Origin of the sequence: Bacteroides sp. 11BF, assembly GCF_019633765.1 — a bacterium.
In the GTDB taxonomy this organism is placed as follows: domain Bacteria; phylum Bacteroidota; class Bacteroidia; order Bacteroidales; family Bacteroidaceae; genus Bacteroides; species Bacteroides hominis.
Genome location: NZ_JAFKPJ010000001.1, coordinates 155,099 through 170,829, shown reverse-complemented (window position 1 = coordinate 170,829; position 15,731 = coordinate 155,099). Strand labels below are relative to the sequence as shown.

Below are 15,731 nucleotides of genomic sequence, written 5' to 3'. Positions count from 1 at the left end.
TCCGGGATTACTATTTAGCATTCTCTATTTATGTGCCTTCGGTTCACCCTTTTTTCATCAGTATTCCACAATGCTCTCTAACAAAGGCTCTCCCTTCAGAGGAGCATAAATAGTTACTTTAGCAAAACCATACTTGGGCTCGCGAGTTACTGTTTTAGTCATACAGATGAAGCGGTAGTTATAGCCGCTTACCAGTTGTTTGGCAACCAGAAGTGGAGTATAATCCACCCCTTTCAAAGTCATGCAGGTCTGAAACAATTCTTTATCCTGATCCGTCAATGGTTCAAATTCTCCCCAGCCTCCTATTATTATATCCGCTTTCTCGGAAGTAACTACTGTATAAGGGAATACGTCTTCGTAAAGAACTCCCGTGACATCACGATAATAGGCAAACTGAATCTCTACCTGTCCCGGCTGCAAAAACTGGAAGGTAAAAGACTGTACAGACATTCCACCCAAGGTATCGGCATCTTCTGACAATTCCTCCACAAGGGCAACTCCACCAGTCAGGCGTACTAAAGCGTAACGATAACCAGTACCTGCATGTGAGGTACGTTTGATGGTGATTGTATCACCTACTTTGAATGCTTTCCTAATCATAACAATACGTGTTTTTTAAAAGATTAACTCTGTGAAATTTTCTAATAGCCTGATGCAGTGACCGGCCTTGCTGAGAATAATCTGCCGGGAGAAAACTCCCGGCAGATTTTGGGTACAGTACATCACCTAAACCAGATTCGTTGATGTGGTTCAAAGGTAAAGGGAAAGATTTACAGATCAAAATACTTGAAGTGGGTTATTCTCTCATTTTTTCACTCTTAGTCTCTCATTTTTTCACTTTCACTCAGTAATTTCCTTATTACTAACACGTTGTACTCCTACCTGAAAATCGGTAGGAGTCACCCCAAATTTACCGGAAAAGAGACGATAAAAAGATTGGGTAGACATTCCACACTCCTGGGCTATCGTGTCTACTGTATAATCGGGGTAATCTTTCAGCATCTTGGCAGCATACTCCAAACGAAGATTATTAATGTATTTTGAAAAACTCATTCCGGCATATTGCTTAAAAAGCGGCGCAAACTTATTCTTGGGAATGTAGATTGTCTTGATTAACTCCTCTCTCGAAAAGTCCGGCTGAAGATATAACTGCCGGTTAATGATTTCACGCTCCAGTTTGTCGAACAGCATTTTATCGTGTACCGCATTGTTATCTTCCGTCTCGGGTTCCGGATCGACAGGAACATCCGACTTTCCGGGCTCTTCTGCCTGCAATGCATTTCCATCTATATACGTCCGTACTTCCCGCTCTTTCTGTAACTGTTCTTTCAATAGATGGTTCTCCTCTTTTTTCCGGTAGAGTTCTTCTTTGTGAACCAGCAAATCCTCGATGGTTCCTACCATTGCCTTATTCTTACGGCGTATGGTACGGTTATGTCGGATGGTTCTCCATAAAAGTACCCCTAACAGAAAAACAATACAGACCACAAATATCAGCAAGGCATTCCTCATCCGCATATCAGCGGCTTGCTGCTGAATAAACATATCCTTTTCATTCGTTTCATAAACCGCTGCCAGTTCCAATGCAGCACTTTTCTGCTCTCTGGCCTTAATGCTATCACGCAACACAGCCAGCTGTTCAAAATATCTTGCAGCAGTCCGGTAATCACCTTTATCCCGATAGGCACGCCCGAGGGACTTCTTAATGGTGACCATATAATAATTTACCGTATCTTTCCGCATGACATATACCTTTTCACGAGCGGAATTCATACGGATCACCTGATCATACATCTTCCGATCGAACAGATAAGGCATAATCAGGTAGTCATCGCGATCGTATTCCTTACTTACTGACAAAAATAGCCGGTAATAGCGGTCAGCCTCTTCCGACCGCCCCAACCGGAAAAGAACCACAGCGTAATGGGCGTACATCGCCTTTTTCTCCTTTCCACTCAATCCCTCCATCGGTATCTCACTGCCGGTCTCTTCCGTCACGATCCTTTCTAATGCAGCCAGTGTTTTCAGGGCCTCTTCACTACGCCTGTCCGACTCCTGGAATATCAGCAAAGTATTATAATTATAGCGCAGGTTATCGTACTTATATGGGTAATCTGTTTTTTCCATCATCGCTACCGCCTGCTCCATAAATTCATATCCCTTATCCTTATTACCCTGATAATAGAGCATCTTCCCCATATTAAACAGAGCAACGGACTGCATCGCTTTATCATCACACAGCTCAGCCCTCTTCAAAAGCAAGTCCACATACTGTGCCTTTTTATTCTCATTGTGCAAACAGTCGTAACACGAAATCATACGGTGCACCTGTTCCATATAGTTTTTATCACTATTGAGCACCGAGTCACTTTCCAAAGCACGCTTATAGAATTTCAACGCCCAGTAGTATTGCCCTACATTGAAATACAAATCGCCTTCCACCACATCCAAGCGGAACGGAGGAAGCGACTTCTGTTTCCTCAGCTGCTCCATGATCTGCTGCGCTTTTTCAAAGTCGGAGAATGTATACTTATATACGTTGTCATCTGTAATCAAACTGTCCGGTAAAGAAAACGTTCCGGCGCAAACAGACACCGGAGATATAAAACAATGAAACAGTACTAACAGAATAACATACAATAACTTTCTCATATCTTCTTACTATTGGCAGATTTTAGAAGCACAAAAATAAGATAATAATATTTTCAACAAAATTTTCTCCGGCTCATATTTACCGAACGCATTCAAATCTCTTCTGTTTGCCGGATTTCAGGAGCCTGATTGTTTCACTTCTGGAACCGCCTCCTTCCCCTTGTTCCTAATAAAAAAGTGAACGCTTCAAACCATTTATACTTCCCAATTGTTTGGCTTATAGAATACATTTTAAAAGAAAGGATACATTATGAAAAAGGTAGTTCACCGCTCGGATACCCGCGGACGATCTTTATATGACTGGCTTGACAGCCACCACAGTTTCAGCTTTGATGAATATTATAATCCCGAACGCATCCACTTCGGCGCTTTACGGGTGCTGAATGACGATCGTGTCGCACCGGGAGAAGGTTTTCAGACCCACCCACATAAAAATATGGAAATCATCTCCATCCCCCTGAAGGGATTTCTGGCACACGGAGACAGTAAGAAGAACAGCCGTACCATCACTGTTGGCGATATTCAGGTGATGAGTGCCGGAACAGGCATCTATCATAGTGAAATGAACGGCAGCAAGTCGGAACCTGTGGAGTTTCTACAAATATGGATCATGCCCAAAGAGCGAAACACCCACCCACTCTATCAGGATTACGACATCCGGGGGTTGCTGAAGAAAAACGAACTGGCCCTGATTCTGTCACCGGATGGCAGTACACCAGCCAAACTGCTACAGGACACCTGGTTCTCGATGGGTGAAGCAGAAGCCGGAAAAACGCTTGAATACAAGACACATGGAACGGATACGGGAGTCTACGTTTTCCTCATCGAAGGAGAAATAAAAATAGACGATATCATCCTGACCCGCCGCGACGGATTGGGAATCTCTGAAACCAAAAGCTTTGAGATAGAAACCCTGAAAGACTCCAAGATATTACTGATAGAAGTACCGATGTAAATTTAAAGTAATTGCTTATGTCAACCGATCATACGTCCACACATCCTGATTCCCCTCTTCACGGAAGAGGGGCCGGGAGTGAGACTATCAACCTCGCTGCCATCCGGCAGGAGTACACCAAAGGCGGGCTGAAGGAAGGAGATCTTCCCGACAACCCGCTTTCTCTTTTCAACCGATGGCTGCACGAAGCTATCGATGCACAAGTAGAAGAACCTACAGCCATGCTGGTAGGGACCGTATCCCCCGAAGGGCGACCATCGACCCGTACCGTATTGCTGAAAGATTTACATGACGGAAAATTTATCTTTTATACCAATTATGAAAGCCGTAAAGGCAGTCATCTGGCAAAGAATCCGTATATTTCCCTCTCTTTCGTCTGGCACGCGCTGGAAAGACAGGTACACATTGAAGGTATTTCCTCAAAAGTCCCTGCCGGTGAATCCGATGCCTACTTCCACCAACGCCCCTACAAAAGTCGCATCGGAGCACGCATCTCTCCTCAAAGCCGTCCGTTGAAGAGCCGGATGCAATTGATTCGCAGTTTCGTTGCAGAAGCTGCCCGATGGGTAGGCAGAGAAGTGGAACGTCCGGTACACTGGGGAGGCTATGCCGTCACCCCTGAACGAATCGAGTTCTGGCAGGGTAGAGCCAACCGACTGCACGACCGCTTTCTCTACACCCTCCAAGCGGACGGAAGCTGGCAGAAAGAGAGGCTTGCCCCTTGATATTTCCGGTTATTGTGCTTGCGCAACCAACAAATAATACGTAATATTGCATTCATAAAATACATCCGCTTATGATTCTGGATTATATATACCACAGCGGGTTTGCCATCGAAGCAGAAGGTGTAACCCTTATCATTGATTATTACAAGGACTCTTCGGAAACGGAACGAAATAAAGGTATCGTACACGACCGTCTGCTCCAACGACCCGGCAAGCTGTATGTACTTGCCTCACATTTTCATCCCGACCATTTTAACCGGGAAATACTAACCTGGAAAGAGCAACGTCCCGACATCATCTATATCTTCTCAAAAGATATCCTGAAGCATCATCGGGCACAAAGTGAAGATGCGATCTATATTAATAAAGGTGAGGAGTACGAAGATGATACACTGCGCATTCAGGCTTTCGGTTCTACGGACGTAGGCATCTCCTTCCTGATTCATCTGCAAGGGAAAAACATCTTCCATGCCGGTGACCTCAACAATTGGCATTGGAGCGAAGAGTCTACCGAACAAGAGATACGCAAAGCCGAAGGCGACTTTCTGGCAGAAGTGAAATTTCTCCGGGAATCTGCTCCGGCCGTCGATCTGGTAATGTTCCCCGTCGACCGCCGAATGGGAAAAGATTATATGAAAGGCGCCCAACAATTCATCGAACGAATAAAAACTACTATATTTGTACCCATGCACTTCAGCGAAGACTGTGAAGGAGGTAATGCTTTCCGGTCTATAGCCGAAGCCGGTGGATGCCGTTTTATTACCATCACTCACCGGGGCGAAAGCTTTGAGATATAACTAAATAAAACATACGATTATGAACAAACTGACACAATTTTTTCTCGTGTTATTTATGATTTGCCTGCCTGCAACCCTTTGGGCAGACAATGACAAAGATGATGATGACAGCAGATACCTTGCGGGCGCTGTGCCCGAAGTTGACGGACGGGTAGTTTTCAGCCGCGAATTCAGCATTCCCGGTATGTCACAAGACGAAATCTATGAACGGATGCTCAAGTGGCTTGACGGACGCATGGCCCAGAACAAAAACAATAGCCGCGTGGTATATAAAGACCAAGGTGTCATTGCCGCAACCGGCGAAGAATGGCTGGTATTCAGCTCTACCGCTCTTTCTTTGGACCGTACTTGGCTGACCTATCAAATCACCGTCAACTGCCAGCCGCAGAAGTGCACAATGGAAATAGAAAAAATCCGCTACACTTATCGTGAAAAAGAAAAATATACAGCCGAAGAATGGATCACCGATAAATTTGCTCTGAATAAAACCAAAACCAAACTGGTACGTGGTCTTGCCAAATGGCGCAGGAAGACGGTAGACTTTGCCGATAACCTTTTTGAAGAGGCAGCAAAAGCACTGAGCCAAAAACCTCAGGAAGCCGCAGCAGCAGAAGCCGCTCCGAAAAAGCCGGCAGTAGTGACCGCTCCGAAAGTTGTGGTAATCGGTGGTGAAAAAGAAACTGAAAAGGTAGAAAAAGCAGCTACGGTTACCCCCGCAATCCCTGTTACCCCTCCAAGCACAATGCCTGGCTATAAAGAGGTAGCTCCCGATCAAGTTCCTGCCAACGCCATCCAGATGGGTGCAGGCCGACTGGTGATCGCTATCGGCTCCGATCCTTTCAACATGACCATGATGACAGCTAACGCCGGAGGATCCATAGGAAAAATTTCCGGAAGCCCTGTTGTATTCAGCATCCTCTCGCCCGACCAGCCTTACGAGCAATTGGAGAAAGCAGAGACATATAGCATACGTTTCTATCCTACAGGACAAAGCGAGCCGTCTGTCATACTGGAATGTCAGAAGCTTCCTGCCCCGACACCAATGGAAGGACAGCCCAGAACTTATGCAGGTAAAATAACAAAAGCATTTATGAAATAAATCAGCCACCACAGATTACACGGATAAACACAGATTGAATTTTAATTAGATTATTAATATAGACAATCTGCCCTAATCAGTATAATCTGTGGTGCAACTTTATAAGTTCTATTTTAACCTAAAACAAAATAAACTTAGCAACAATGGAAATAAAAAGTAGATTTGACCACTTCAACATCAATGTGACTGATTTGGAACGCAGCATTGCTTTCTACGAAAAAGCACTGGGACTGAAAGAACACCACCGGAAAGAAGCCGCCGACGGTTCCTTTATCCTGGTATATCTCACAGATAGCACCACCGGATTCTTATTGGAACTCACTTGGCTGAGAGACCATACCGAAGCATATGAATTGGGAGAGAACGAAAGCCATCTCTGCTTCCGTGTAACGGGAGATTATGATGCCATACGCCAATATCACAAAGAAATGAACTGCGTATGCTTTGAGAATACTGCCATGGGACTGTATTTTATCAACGATCCGGATGATTACTGGATCGAAATATTGCCGGAGCGGTTCTAAAACGATAAACGACGCATGTTTCTAAACAATGAACGATAAACAGGCTGCACATTAATATTGCAAACAGTTTATCGTTCATCGTTATTTACCGTTTGTGTCTATTCGCCCTCTTTCTCCGAATTTCAGCTTTCATCTTGGCTGCTCCGGAACCATGGGTTCCCTTTATATAAGTTGTTTTTTTCGCTTTTGTTTTCACTTTATTTTCATCTTTTTTCAGGCCTTCTTTCTTTCCTTTAAAGACAATCCCACCCATAATTGCATCTTCTAAACTCATAATCTTTCCTTTCTTATTCTATATTTTCCGTGGACAAAGATACTCTTTTTCTGTGAATTCCCTATCTTTGCCCGCTGTAACAACTAAAAACCAATCAATGGATACATTCCTGCTCCCGGCAGAAAAAGACCCGATGGGTGCCGCCATAGCCGATTATTATCACAATCACAAGGCAGACAGACTGCGTGTATTTTCTTCTCAGTTCGATGAAGACGAAATACCCGTCAAACAACTTTTCCGCGAAGCCGGACAGATGCCCCTGCTCGAACGCACAGCTCTTCAGATGGCTACCGGAAGAATACTCGACGTAGGCGCCGGAAGTGGCTGCCACGCCCTTGCTCTTCAGAAAGCCGGCAAAGAAGTTTCTGCCATCGACATCTCTCCTCTGGCCGTCGAAGTAATGAAACAACGGGGAGTAAAAGATGCCCGCCAGATTAATCTGTTCGACGAACACTTTGCCGATACTTTTGATACCATACTGATGTTGATGAACGGTTCCGGTATCATCGGACGCTTGGAGAATATGCCTGTCTTCTTCCGTAAGATGAAACAAATACTCCGCCCGAATGGTTGCATCCTGATGGATTCAAGTGACCTCCGCTATCTGTTCGAAGATGAAGACGGAAGTTTCCTGATCGACCTGGCCGGAGATTATTATGGAGAAATCGACTTCCGCATGCAGTACAAAGACATTCAAGGTGATTCTTTCGACTGGCTGTATATCGACTTCCAGACCCTCAGTGCCTATGCTGCCGACAATGGCTTCAAGGCCGAAATGATAAAAGAGGGCAAACACTATGACTACCTGGCCAAACTGACTGTTGTCCCGTGACCGGGCAGGCATGAAAACTCCCGATAACCGGTCCTCCTAAAAGACTAAAACGGAAACAATAACGGCAACACGAACACCATCACCACGCCCATAATGATCTGCAACGGAAGGCCAACTTTTACATAATCCATAAATGTATAGCGTCCTGCCGGCATCACCAGTGCATTAGGCGGCGTGGAGAAAGGTGAGGCAAAACACATACTCGCCGCCACCGTCACGGCAAACAGAAACGGATAGGGACTCAGTCCCAACTGTACGGCAGAGTGAAGCGCAATAGGAGCAAGCAGCACCGCAGTAGCCGTATTGCTGATAAACATCGTCATCAGCGAAGTAGTGAAATAGATGCCTGCCAACAAAGCAAAAGGCCCGTAAGTACCCAGACCGTTCACCAATGATTGCGACACCACTTCCGAAGCCCCGGTTTTCTCCAATGCCAATGACATGGGCAACATTCCCGCTATCAATACAATACTCTCCCAGTTGATTGTTTTATAAGCTTCTTCCACATTGCGGAAACATCCGGTCAGCACCATCAGCAGAGCTGCGACAATTACTGCCGTCACAGGGGCCACCGGAATAAAGTCGAACATCATGGTTATAATCATCCCCAACATGATCAGTGCCGCTACCGGTGCTTTATGGTTCAAGGTCACTTTAGCTGCTTCAGCCAATGGTTGCCCCAGAACGACCCATTGCGACTGGTCTTCACCAAGCCTGGCAATGTTTGCCCAACTTCCCTGTACCAGCAAGACATCTCCCGAATGCATTTTTTCATCCTTCAGGTTTTTCAACAAGTAGTCACGCTTGCGCTGAATTCCCAATATATTAATGCTGTAATTCTCCCTGAATCCGGAAGCTTTTACCGGTTTGTTTATCAAATTGGCAGTAGGCAGCAACAAGATTTCGGCAATGCCTATCTCCTGAAAATCGAAACCTTCATCCGTATTATGCAAATTACCTTCCGTCTTATGTGTATCCAATAAAGCCAGACGATTCTCACCGACAAAACGTTTCACGTTCTCAAACTCCCCTAATACATAAAGAATATCTTCTGCTTCAATCAGGGTTCCCGCTTCTGCCATCTCCTGCTTTTTTGTCTTAAAAAAGTGTCGGGATGAAACCGATCGGCGACGCACTTCCAGAATTGTCACATGATACCTCTGCGGAATCCCTAACTCCTGTATTGTTTTACCGACAATTCCTGAAGATTCTTCGACCTCCACCCTATACAGGTTCTGCGATAACTGATATTCCCCCGCCAATTCCTGAAGCGACTTATTCTTATGCTTTCCCCGCGTTTCTTTATCTGTTTTCTTCGTCAGGAATATCTTGCTCAGCGGGATCAGCACAATCAGACCGACAGTAACACATACCAGTCCCACGGGAGTGAAGGTAAAGAAAGAGAGCCGTTCATATCCGGCTTCAATCAAAGCATTCTGTATCACAAGGTTAGGCGGAGTACCAATCAACGTCATCATACCACCCATACTGCTGGCAAAAGCAAGAGGCATCAGCAGACGGCTTACATTGATATTGGCACTCATGGCCATGCTGACCACAATAGGCAGCATCAACGCCACCGTTCCCGTATTGCTGACAAAAGCGCCGATAGCCGCTGTCACCAATATGATCAGTACAAAGAGTTTCAACTCGCTTGTTCCCGCAAACTTCAGGATACGGCTACTGATCATCTTTGCCAGCCCCGTTTGGAAAATAGCTCCGCCCACCACAAACAGACCGATCATCATGATAACAACAGAATTGGAAAAGCCCGAAAGCGCTTCCTCCGGAGTAAGGATATCGAAAAGTATTAATAATACCAGCGCACACAATGCCACTAAGTCAGACCGTACCTTTCCACTCATGAAAAAGGCAGCCGACAGTACGAGAATAATAATCGTTATAGCCATAAAATAAAAAGATGGGGTGATTCCATGCTAAAAACAAAAAATCACCCCTGCTTGTTCAACTTATTTCTTCAGCATTTCATCAATTTGATTTACCAGTGAAGTAAATTCCTCCTCGTTATACAAACGAGTCAGCTTCACAATCTTACCTTCCCGGTCTATCAGTACATTGCGGGTGATACCCGATTCACGCAATGCATATTTTGCAAATATATCCGCTCCCGGATCCAATCCCAACGGATAAGTCACCCCTACTGACTTACCAAATGCAATCACTTTGTCAAGAGGTTCGTCACGATCAATACCGATCAAGGCAAACTCCGGATTGCTTTGATGTTTCAGCCAGATATCTTTCTCTATAAAAGGCATCTCTTTACGACATACTCCGCACCAACTGGCCGTGAATTGCAACATCACCACTTTGCCACGAAGTGCAGAAAGCTCTATCTGCTTTCCATCTGTCAGAGTAATAGTAAAATCGGGGGCCATCTCTCCTACTCTCACAATATATCCTGTGCTGTCTGCCGCAACACTATCCGTTTTCACCACTACACTATCCGCAACAACGGTTGCTTTATCCGCTTTTCCCTGTCCGGAACATGCTGCCATACCCCAAAGAAGCAATGACAGACCACATACATAAAAAAAGTTCTTCTTCATACTTTTCTATAATTAATTGATTTGCAAAAGTAAACAAAGAATCCGATTTATCAAACACTATTTTTATGAAGCATTTTTTGCCAAAGTATTTGCAAGTTTAAAAGTTTTTCCTACCTTTGCACCCGCAAAACAGAAATGACGCCTCTTTAGCTCAGTTGGCCAGAGCACGTGATTTGTAATCTCGGGGTCGTTGGTTCGAATCCGACAAGAGGCTCAATAAAAGAGAAAGGATCAGCAATTGCTGATCCTTTCTCTTTTATTGAATTAATTTCTTTCCGGAACTTACCTCCGAGCTACTACTCCTTCTTCTTTCTCACGTAATAAGGTACAAAAACAAAAAGAAGGATTTTCCCCACTTTCTTTAAAAACGTATCTAACGAATGATGCTCCAAAATGTCAGAAATATAATTTTAAAATATTCCTTCACCGAACGATTACATATATATTTCATATTATACCGTATTTTATCGGGCATAATCTGTTTTATATATGCCTTGTCGGGATCCGAAGCCTTTCCAAGAATCGTATTTTCATCCACATATTCAATAGAAGCATAATCCGTAATTCCGGGACGTACGCTCAATACCTTTTTCTGGTCATCAGTATACAAATCCACATACTTACGAACCTCAGGCCGTGGTCCCACAAGACTCATATCACCTTTCAGTACATTGAACAACTGGGGTAATTCATCTAATTTATACTTCCGGATAAAATACCCGGTACGGGTTATTCTGGGATCTCTCCCCCCTACCGTTATCAATCCCTTCTTATCAGCCCCCACACGCATTGAACGGAATTTATAGACATAAAAGTCCCGCCCGTATTGTCCCACACGAAGTTGTTTATAGAAACCGCCTCCTTTACTTTCAAGGCAGATGGCTATATAAAGAAAGAGAAAAACGGGAGAAAGCAGAAGAATTCCCAAAAGGGAAAAAACAATATCAAAAAAACGAATCAAGAAGCTTATCTGTTTAGTGTTTGTAAATATACTATCTGTTTTCTGCGATTACGGTCGTATAGGCCGCCTTTACAGTATCAATAATGAAATTCAATTTTTCACTATCCAGTTGAGGATATATCGGCAATGATATCTCACCCTTAAAATTCTGATAAGCCTGTGGATAATCATTCATATCATATCCCATCGATTTGAAGAACGACAACATCGGCATCGGTATAAAATGTACATTCACAGCCACTTCACGTTTAGCGATCTCGTCAATCATCCGGTCACGTTGCTCTTCTGTAAAGTCTTTCACACGCAAAGCATAAATATGATAAGAGCTTTCCTTTTCTCCATCTACAGAAGGCGGAACGATGGCCCAGTCACAAGTCGAAAAAGCATCATTGTAAGTATTGAACACCCTCTTCCGCTCCTTCAGTAACTCCGGATATTCCCGTATTTGCGCCAGTCCGATGGCAGCATTCACATCGGCCATATTGATTTTCATTCCGAAACCGACAATATCATAACGCCATCCCCCGGCTTTCGATTTCGAAAAAGCATCCTTAGTCTGGCAGTTCAGGCTCATCATCCGGAGTTCTTTATACAGCTCTGCATTATCGAACGGCTTGGGCAAGTTCAAACAAATGGCTCCGCCTTCGGCAGTAGTCACGTTCTTCACGGCATGGAGTGAAAAGATAGCCACATCAGTTTCGCAACCGGTACGCTGCCGGTTACTGTAACGTGCCCCCAAAGAATGTGCAGCATCATTCATCACCAAGATACGTCCTAATTTTTCTTGCACGGGAGATTCCGCACGGAACAATTTTATCATTTCAGATTCCTGTACCAGTGCCATGATCTTTTCATAATCGCAAGGAAAACCGGCAATGTCTACCGGGATAATTGCCTTTGTTTTAGCAGTAATAGCTTTACGAACAGCCTCTACCGAGATATTAAAATCCATTCCGGAATCCACCATCACCGGTTTAGCCCCGGCATGAAGCACGGCCAATGCCGTTGCGCTATAAGTATAAGCAGGAACAATTACTTCATCTCCCTCCTTCACTCCCAGCCAACGCAACATCATAATAGCTCCTGATGTCCAGGAATTGACACAAAGTACTTCCTTTGCTCCCGAGAAAGATTTTATTTCTTCCTCCAAAGCCTTCACTTTCGGACCGGATGTGATCCAACCGGAACGTAACGAATCAACGACTTCGTTGATGACCGCCTCGTCAATATAAGGTGGTGAAAATGGTATTTTCATGAGTTATATATTTTATAAGAAAAGTAAAATTAACGAACTGTTTTGTAGATTATATCAAGAACTGATTTAGGCATTAATTTAGCCATAGCATACAGCAAAGCATAACAGTCTTCTTTCCATCCAAACCCCAACATTCTATTGACGCGACGACGTAAGGTATAAATAGATTTGGCATGTTTCCACCCCCGCCTTCTTTCGAAAAAGTTTAAATCTAATCTAAATTTGAATAAGTATTCGGGTACATTGGCAAATTTACATCCACTTTTAAAACCCTTAGCCCACATCATAGTATCTTCTCCAAAGTAAGTGTCTTCCGGATATAAACCAGCTTTCTCAAAATATGAACGCCGAAACATCACAGTAGGATGAATCATACAATCCCGCTTTTTAAATAGTTCCAAACATTCCTCATGGGTTGTCGGCATTTTTTTTCGGAAGTATTCTTTTCCCTCATTATCAATTTCTATTGCCCAAGTACCAAGACAATCAACATCTGAATGTGAGTCCATAAATGCGATCTGCTTTGCAAAACGTTCCGGCATGGAAATATCATCAGCATCCATACGAGCAATATAGGTACAATCCTCCTTTTTCAAGACAACATCTAACAACTCATTTAATGAATAAGCCAACCCCAGATTCTTTTCTCTCGTATTTATACAGATTTGTTCTGTTAACAAATTAGTTACATAGGAAGCTACACCATTTTCTATAGGACCATCACAAATAATATATAAATAAAAAGAAGTATATGTCTGATTAAGCAAACTTTCTATCGCTTCTTGAACTTTCAATAAAGTGTCTTTCGCATACAAAGACATGATAACATATAACATGAATATAATTATATAATATCTTTTTTAAATCTGTTAAACTTAAGATCATAAATTGAATACACTACAATCATAAAAGATGGAATGATACCAACGATACAAGACAATATAGCATTAAGTATATCCCTCTTCCTAAAGGAAGTCTTTGAAATATTCTTTTGAGCAAAAGCGATAGCTGTACTATATTTTTTCTCTTTTAAATAATTATATATAATTTCTTTCCATTGTGCCTGATAAATATCAGCCTGCTCTTGAGTCCCCAATATTTCGATATCAGTGGCAAACGTTTGTAACAACTTCCTCTTCACCTCCAACAAAACATCAGTACGAGGTGTATTTCTTATTCCATCAGCACAAATCACTACATCTACATAAGGAAGAATTTCTATTTGATAGAATCTAAATAGACGAATCAAAAACTCCCAATCCTGATGCCGCTTAAAAGAAATATCAAACAACCCCACCTTATTTAATACCTCCCTTTTAATTATTAAAGTAGAACCAGCAGCATAATCAATTTGTGCTGACAACAACTCATAACATGAATTAAAGCAGCCCACGTTTCGACTTACTTTATATATCTTATTTTTATATTTCTTTACGTAATTACAACAAGTACCACCACAATCTGCACTTGAATTTTGTAGAAAATGTATGGCTTCCTTTATTCGATCTTTTAAGAAATAATCATCATCATCAAGAAAAGCAATATACTCTCCTACAGAGTTTTGAATACCTGTATTACGAGCGGCAGAGCCATTCTGATTTGTTTTATGTTTTATATATTTAACTCTATAATCGTTAGCATACCTTTCCATATATTGGATTGTTTCCAATCGATATTTATCACCATCAGAATTGTCATCTACAACCACCACCTCTATATTAGTATAGCTTTGACCGAGTACACTGTCTATAGCTCGTCCCAACATATTGGGACGTTTATAAGTTGGAATAATGACACTAACTAATCCAGAAATCATATTAATCTTACAGCCGTCCATCAACAATTGCTCTGTCTAAGAAGCATTTGACATCAAAAACAACAGAAATATCATTGCCAAGTGCTTTTATATCAATTGTTTTAAACTCATTATGTCCAACCGCCAATATTATAGCATCGTATTTTTTTTCATTAACATTATCAATCATACGAATACCATACTCTTCATACACTTTTTCTGCATTTGCCCAAGGATCATAAACGGAAATATTCTTAGTATACTCTAACAAAGTTGAATATATATCAACAACTTTTGTGTTGCGTATATCAGGGCAATTCTCTTTGAAAGTAATACCAAGTAGTAATATATTAGAATCTTTCACCAATACTCCCTTTTTATTCATCAACTTGATTACTTGATTAGCAACATAATCGCCCATACCATCATTTAATCGCCGGGCTGAAGACATTATTCTTGGTAAAACCCCATACACTTGCGCTTTTTGTATCAAATAATATGGATCAACGCTAATACAATGTCCACCAACTAATCCTGGTCTCAATTTTATAAAATTCCATTTTGACGAAGCAGCCTCAATCACATCATTGGTATCAATATCCATTGCATTAAATATTTTCGCTAATTCATTCATAAATGCAATATTAACATCACGTTGAGAGTTCTCTATGATTTTAGATGCTTCAGCAACTCTGATAGAAGGAGCTTTGTGTGTTCCATTTATCAAAACAGAATTATATACTTTATCTACTATGTCAGCAATTTCTGGAGTAGATCCGGATGTCACCTTCTTTATTTTTTCAACAGTATGTTCTTTGTCACCTGGATTTATTCTTTCTGGTGAATAGCCAGCAAAAAAATCGAGATTAAATTTTAATCCAGATACACGTTCTACAACAGGTAAACATTCTTCTTCAGTAACCCCCGGATACACAGTCGATTCATAAACAACTATGTCGCCCTTTGAAATTACTTTTCCCACAGTTTCACTAGCTGATATCAACGGTGTTAAATCAGGGCGATTATTTCTATCGACCGGTGTTGGTACAGCTATTACATAAAAATTACAATCACGTATATCTTCCAAGTTAGAAGTGCATTTAAAACCACTATCTAAAGCTGATTGTAACAAAACATCAGCAACTTCTAAAGTAGTATCATGCCCCCCCATTAAAGATTCTACTCGTTTCTGATTCATATCAAAACCTATTGTTTGATATTTTGTTGAAAATAAGCGAGCCAAAGGCAGACCTACATATCCAAGGCCAATAACAGCAATCTTCATAATATGATAT

Annotated in this window: 16 protein-coding genes and 1 tRNA gene; 7 read left to right on the top strand and 10 right to left on the bottom strand. The window is 42.2% G+C overall.

Annotated elements, in window-relative coordinates; all coding sequences use genetic code 11:
* Positions 1–57 precede the first annotated feature (57 nt).
* On the bottom strand, positions 58–600 hold the full coding sequence (locus JZY04_RS00735; RefSeq protein ID WP_032530181.1) for a protease inhibitor I42 family protein: 543 nt from the start codon (positions 598–600) through the stop codon (positions 58–60).
* A 240-nt stretch (positions 601–840) separates the two neighbouring features.
* Positions 841–2,652: a helix-turn-helix domain-containing protein gene (locus JZY04_RS00730; protein ID WP_122143562.1), complete on the bottom strand. Its 1,812-nt coding sequence runs from the start codon at positions 2,650–2,652 to the stop codon at positions 841–843.
* A gap of 250 nt (positions 2,653–2,902) precedes the next feature.
* On the opposite strand from JZY04_RS00730, the gene JZY04_RS00725 reads away from it, so the two are divergent.
* The 5 genes from JZY04_RS00725 to JZY04_RS00705 all read left to right on the top strand — a co-directional run bounded on the left by JZY04_RS00725 (position 2,903) and on the right by JZY04_RS00705 (position 6,752).
* Positions 2,903–3,607 (top strand): pirin family protein, encoded by a 705-nt coding sequence (locus JZY04_RS00725; protein ID WP_122143563.1) that lies wholly within the window; start codon positions 2,903–2,905, stop codon positions 3,605–3,607.
* Positions 3,608–3,624: 17 nt separating this feature from the next.
* Entirely contained in the window at positions 3,625–4,332 is a 708-nt protein-coding gene (gene pdxH, locus JZY04_RS00720; RefSeq protein ID WP_122143564.1) for a pyridoxamine 5'-phosphate oxidase, read from the top strand.
* A 71-nt stretch (positions 4,333–4,403) separates the two neighbouring features.
* The gene (locus tag JZY04_RS00715; protein ID WP_122143565.1) at positions 4,404–5,129 is read left to right on the top strand and encodes an MBL fold metallo-hydrolase; all 726 of its coding nucleotides are present in this window, start codon (positions 4,404–4,406) and stop codon (positions 5,127–5,129) included.
* A gap of 19 nt (positions 5,130–5,148) precedes the next feature.
* Complete coding sequence (locus JZY04_RS00710) at positions 5,149–6,228, top strand: DUF4468 domain-containing protein (protein ID WP_005776117.1); 1,080 nt, start codon at positions 5,149–5,151, stop codon at positions 6,226–6,228.
* 143 nt (positions 6,229–6,371) lie between these two features.
* Entirely contained in the window at positions 6,372–6,752 is a 381-nt protein-coding gene (locus JZY04_RS00705; RefSeq protein ID WP_005776116.1) for a VOC family protein, read from the top strand.
* Positions 6,753–6,837: 85 nt separating this feature from the next.
* Here the strand turns inward: JZY04_RS00705 and JZY04_RS00700 are convergent, their stop codons facing one another.
* The gene (locus tag JZY04_RS00700) at positions 6,838–7,026 is read right to left on the bottom strand and encodes a hypothetical protein (RefSeq protein ID WP_032533011.1); all 189 of its coding nucleotides are present in this window, start codon (positions 7,024–7,026) and stop codon (positions 6,838–6,840) included.
* A 97-nt stretch (positions 7,027–7,123) separates the two neighbouring features.
* Here JZY04_RS00700 and JZY04_RS00695 point away from each other — a divergent pair, with 97 nt between their 5' ends.
* Positions 7,124–7,858 (top strand): bifunctional 2-polyprenyl-6-hydroxyphenol methylase/3-demethylubiquinol 3-O-methyltransferase UbiG, encoded by a 735-nt coding sequence (locus JZY04_RS00695; protein ID WP_032535974.1) that lies wholly within the window; start codon positions 7,124–7,126, stop codon positions 7,856–7,858.
* A 44-nt stretch (positions 7,859–7,902) separates the two neighbouring features.
* On the opposite strand, the gene JZY04_RS00690 is transcribed toward JZY04_RS00695, so the two are convergent.
* The gene (locus tag JZY04_RS00690; RefSeq protein ID WP_122143566.1) at positions 7,903–9,768 is read right to left on the bottom strand and encodes an SLC13 family permease; all 1,866 of its coding nucleotides are present in this window, start codon (positions 9,766–9,768) and stop codon (positions 7,903–7,905) included.
* Between the two features lie 60 nt (positions 9,769–9,828).
* Complete coding sequence (locus tag JZY04_RS00685) at positions 9,829–10,425, bottom strand: TlpA disulfide reductase family protein (protein WP_005776111.1); 597 nt, start codon at positions 10,423–10,425, stop codon at positions 9,829–9,831.
* Between the two features lie 140 nt (positions 10,426–10,565).
* Between JZY04_RS00685 and JZY04_RS00680 the strand changes: the two genes are divergently transcribed.
* A tRNA-Thr gene (locus JZY04_RS00680) sits at positions 10,566–10,639 on the top strand.
* Between the two features lie 159 nt (positions 10,640–10,798).
* Here JZY04_RS00680 and JZY04_RS00675 read toward each other — a convergent pair.
* Genes JZY04_RS00675 through JZY04_RS00655 form a run of 5 tightly spaced genes read right to left on the bottom strand, consistent with a single transcriptional unit; the run spans position 10,799 to position 15,721 of the window.
* Positions 10,799–11,386 (bottom strand): sugar transferase, encoded by a 588-nt coding sequence (locus tag JZY04_RS00675; protein ID WP_122143567.1) that lies wholly within the window; start codon positions 11,384–11,386, stop codon positions 10,799–10,801.
* 31 nt (positions 11,387–11,417) lie between these two features.
* Positions 11,418–12,641: a DegT/DnrJ/EryC1/StrS aminotransferase family protein gene (locus JZY04_RS00670; protein WP_032530178.1), complete on the bottom strand. Its 1,224-nt coding sequence runs from the start codon at positions 12,639–12,641 to the stop codon at positions 11,418–11,420.
* Positions 12,642–12,670: 29 nt separating this feature from the next.
* A complete protein-coding gene (locus JZY04_RS00665; protein ID WP_032539823.1) occupies positions 12,671–13,477 on the bottom strand; it encodes a glycosyltransferase in 807 nt (268 codons plus the stop codon).
* A gap of 8 nt (positions 13,478–13,485) precedes the next feature.
* The gene (locus JZY04_RS00660) at positions 13,486–14,478 is read right to left on the bottom strand and encodes a glycosyltransferase family 2 protein (protein WP_241159078.1); all 993 of its coding nucleotides are present in this window, start codon (positions 14,476–14,478) and stop codon (positions 13,486–13,488) included.
* Positions 14,465–15,721: a nucleotide sugar dehydrogenase gene (locus tag JZY04_RS00655; RefSeq protein ID WP_032543284.1), complete on the bottom strand. Its 1,257-nt coding sequence runs from the start codon at positions 15,719–15,721 to the stop codon at positions 14,465–14,467. Before JZY04_RS00655 ends, JZY04_RS00660 begins: the two co-directional genes overlap by 14 nt.
* Positions 15,722–15,731: the final 10 nt, after the last annotated feature.

Bases quoted from the DNA above. Each gene is read 5' to 3' on its own strand.
- JZY04_RS00715 (WP_122143565.1), top strand. From the start codon at position 4,404: ATGATTCTGGATTATATATACCACAGCGGGTTTGCCATCGAAGCAGAA.
- JZY04_RS00735 (WP_032530181.1), bottom strand. From the start codon at position 600: ATGATTAGGAAAGCATTCAAAGTAGGTGATACAATCACCATCAAACGT.
- JZY04_RS00690 (WP_122143566.1), bottom strand. From the start codon at position 9,768: ATGGCTATAACGATTATTATTCTCGTACTGTCGGCTGCCTTTTTCATG.
- JZY04_RS00730 (WP_122143562.1), bottom strand. From the start codon at position 2,652: ATGAGAAAGTTATTGTATGTTATTCTGTTAGTACTGTTTCATTGTTTT.
- JZY04_RS00665 (WP_032539823.1), bottom strand. From the start codon at position 13,477: ATGTTATATGTTATCATGTCTTTGTATGCGAAAGACACTTTATTGAAA.
- JZY04_RS00685 (WP_005776111.1), bottom strand. From the start codon at position 10,425: ATGAAGAAGAACTTTTTTTATGTATGTGGTCTGTCATTGCTTCTTTGG.
- JZY04_RS00700 (WP_032533011.1), bottom strand. From the start codon at position 7,026: ATGAGTTTAGAAGATGCAATTATGGGTGGGATTGTCTTTAAAGGAAAG.
- JZY04_RS00660 (WP_241159078.1), bottom strand. From the start codon at position 14,478: ATGGACGGCTGTAAGATTAATATGATTTCTGGATTAGTTAGTGTCATT.
- JZY04_RS00655 (WP_032543284.1), bottom strand. From the start codon at position 15,721: ATGAAGATTGCTGTTATTGGCCTTGGATATGTAGGTCTGCCTTTGGCT.
- pdxH (WP_122143564.1), top strand. From the start codon at position 3,625: ATGTCAACCGATCATACGTCCACACATCCTGATTCCCCTCTTCACGGA.
- JZY04_RS00705 (WP_005776116.1), top strand. From the start codon at position 6,372: ATGGAAATAAAAAGTAGATTTGACCACTTCAACATCAATGTGACTGAT.
- JZY04_RS00695 (WP_032535974.1), top strand. From the start codon at position 7,124: ATGGATACATTCCTGCTCCCGGCAGAAAAAGACCCGATGGGTGCCGCC.
- JZY04_RS00670 (WP_032530178.1), bottom strand. From the start codon at position 12,641: ATGAAAATACCATTTTCACCACCTTATATTGACGAGGCGGTCATCAAC.
- JZY04_RS00725 (WP_122143563.1), top strand. From the start codon at position 2,903: ATGAAAAAGGTAGTTCACCGCTCGGATACCCGCGGACGATCTTTATAT.
- JZY04_RS00710 (WP_005776117.1), top strand. From the start codon at position 5,149: ATGAACAAACTGACACAATTTTTTCTCGTGTTATTTATGATTTGCCTG.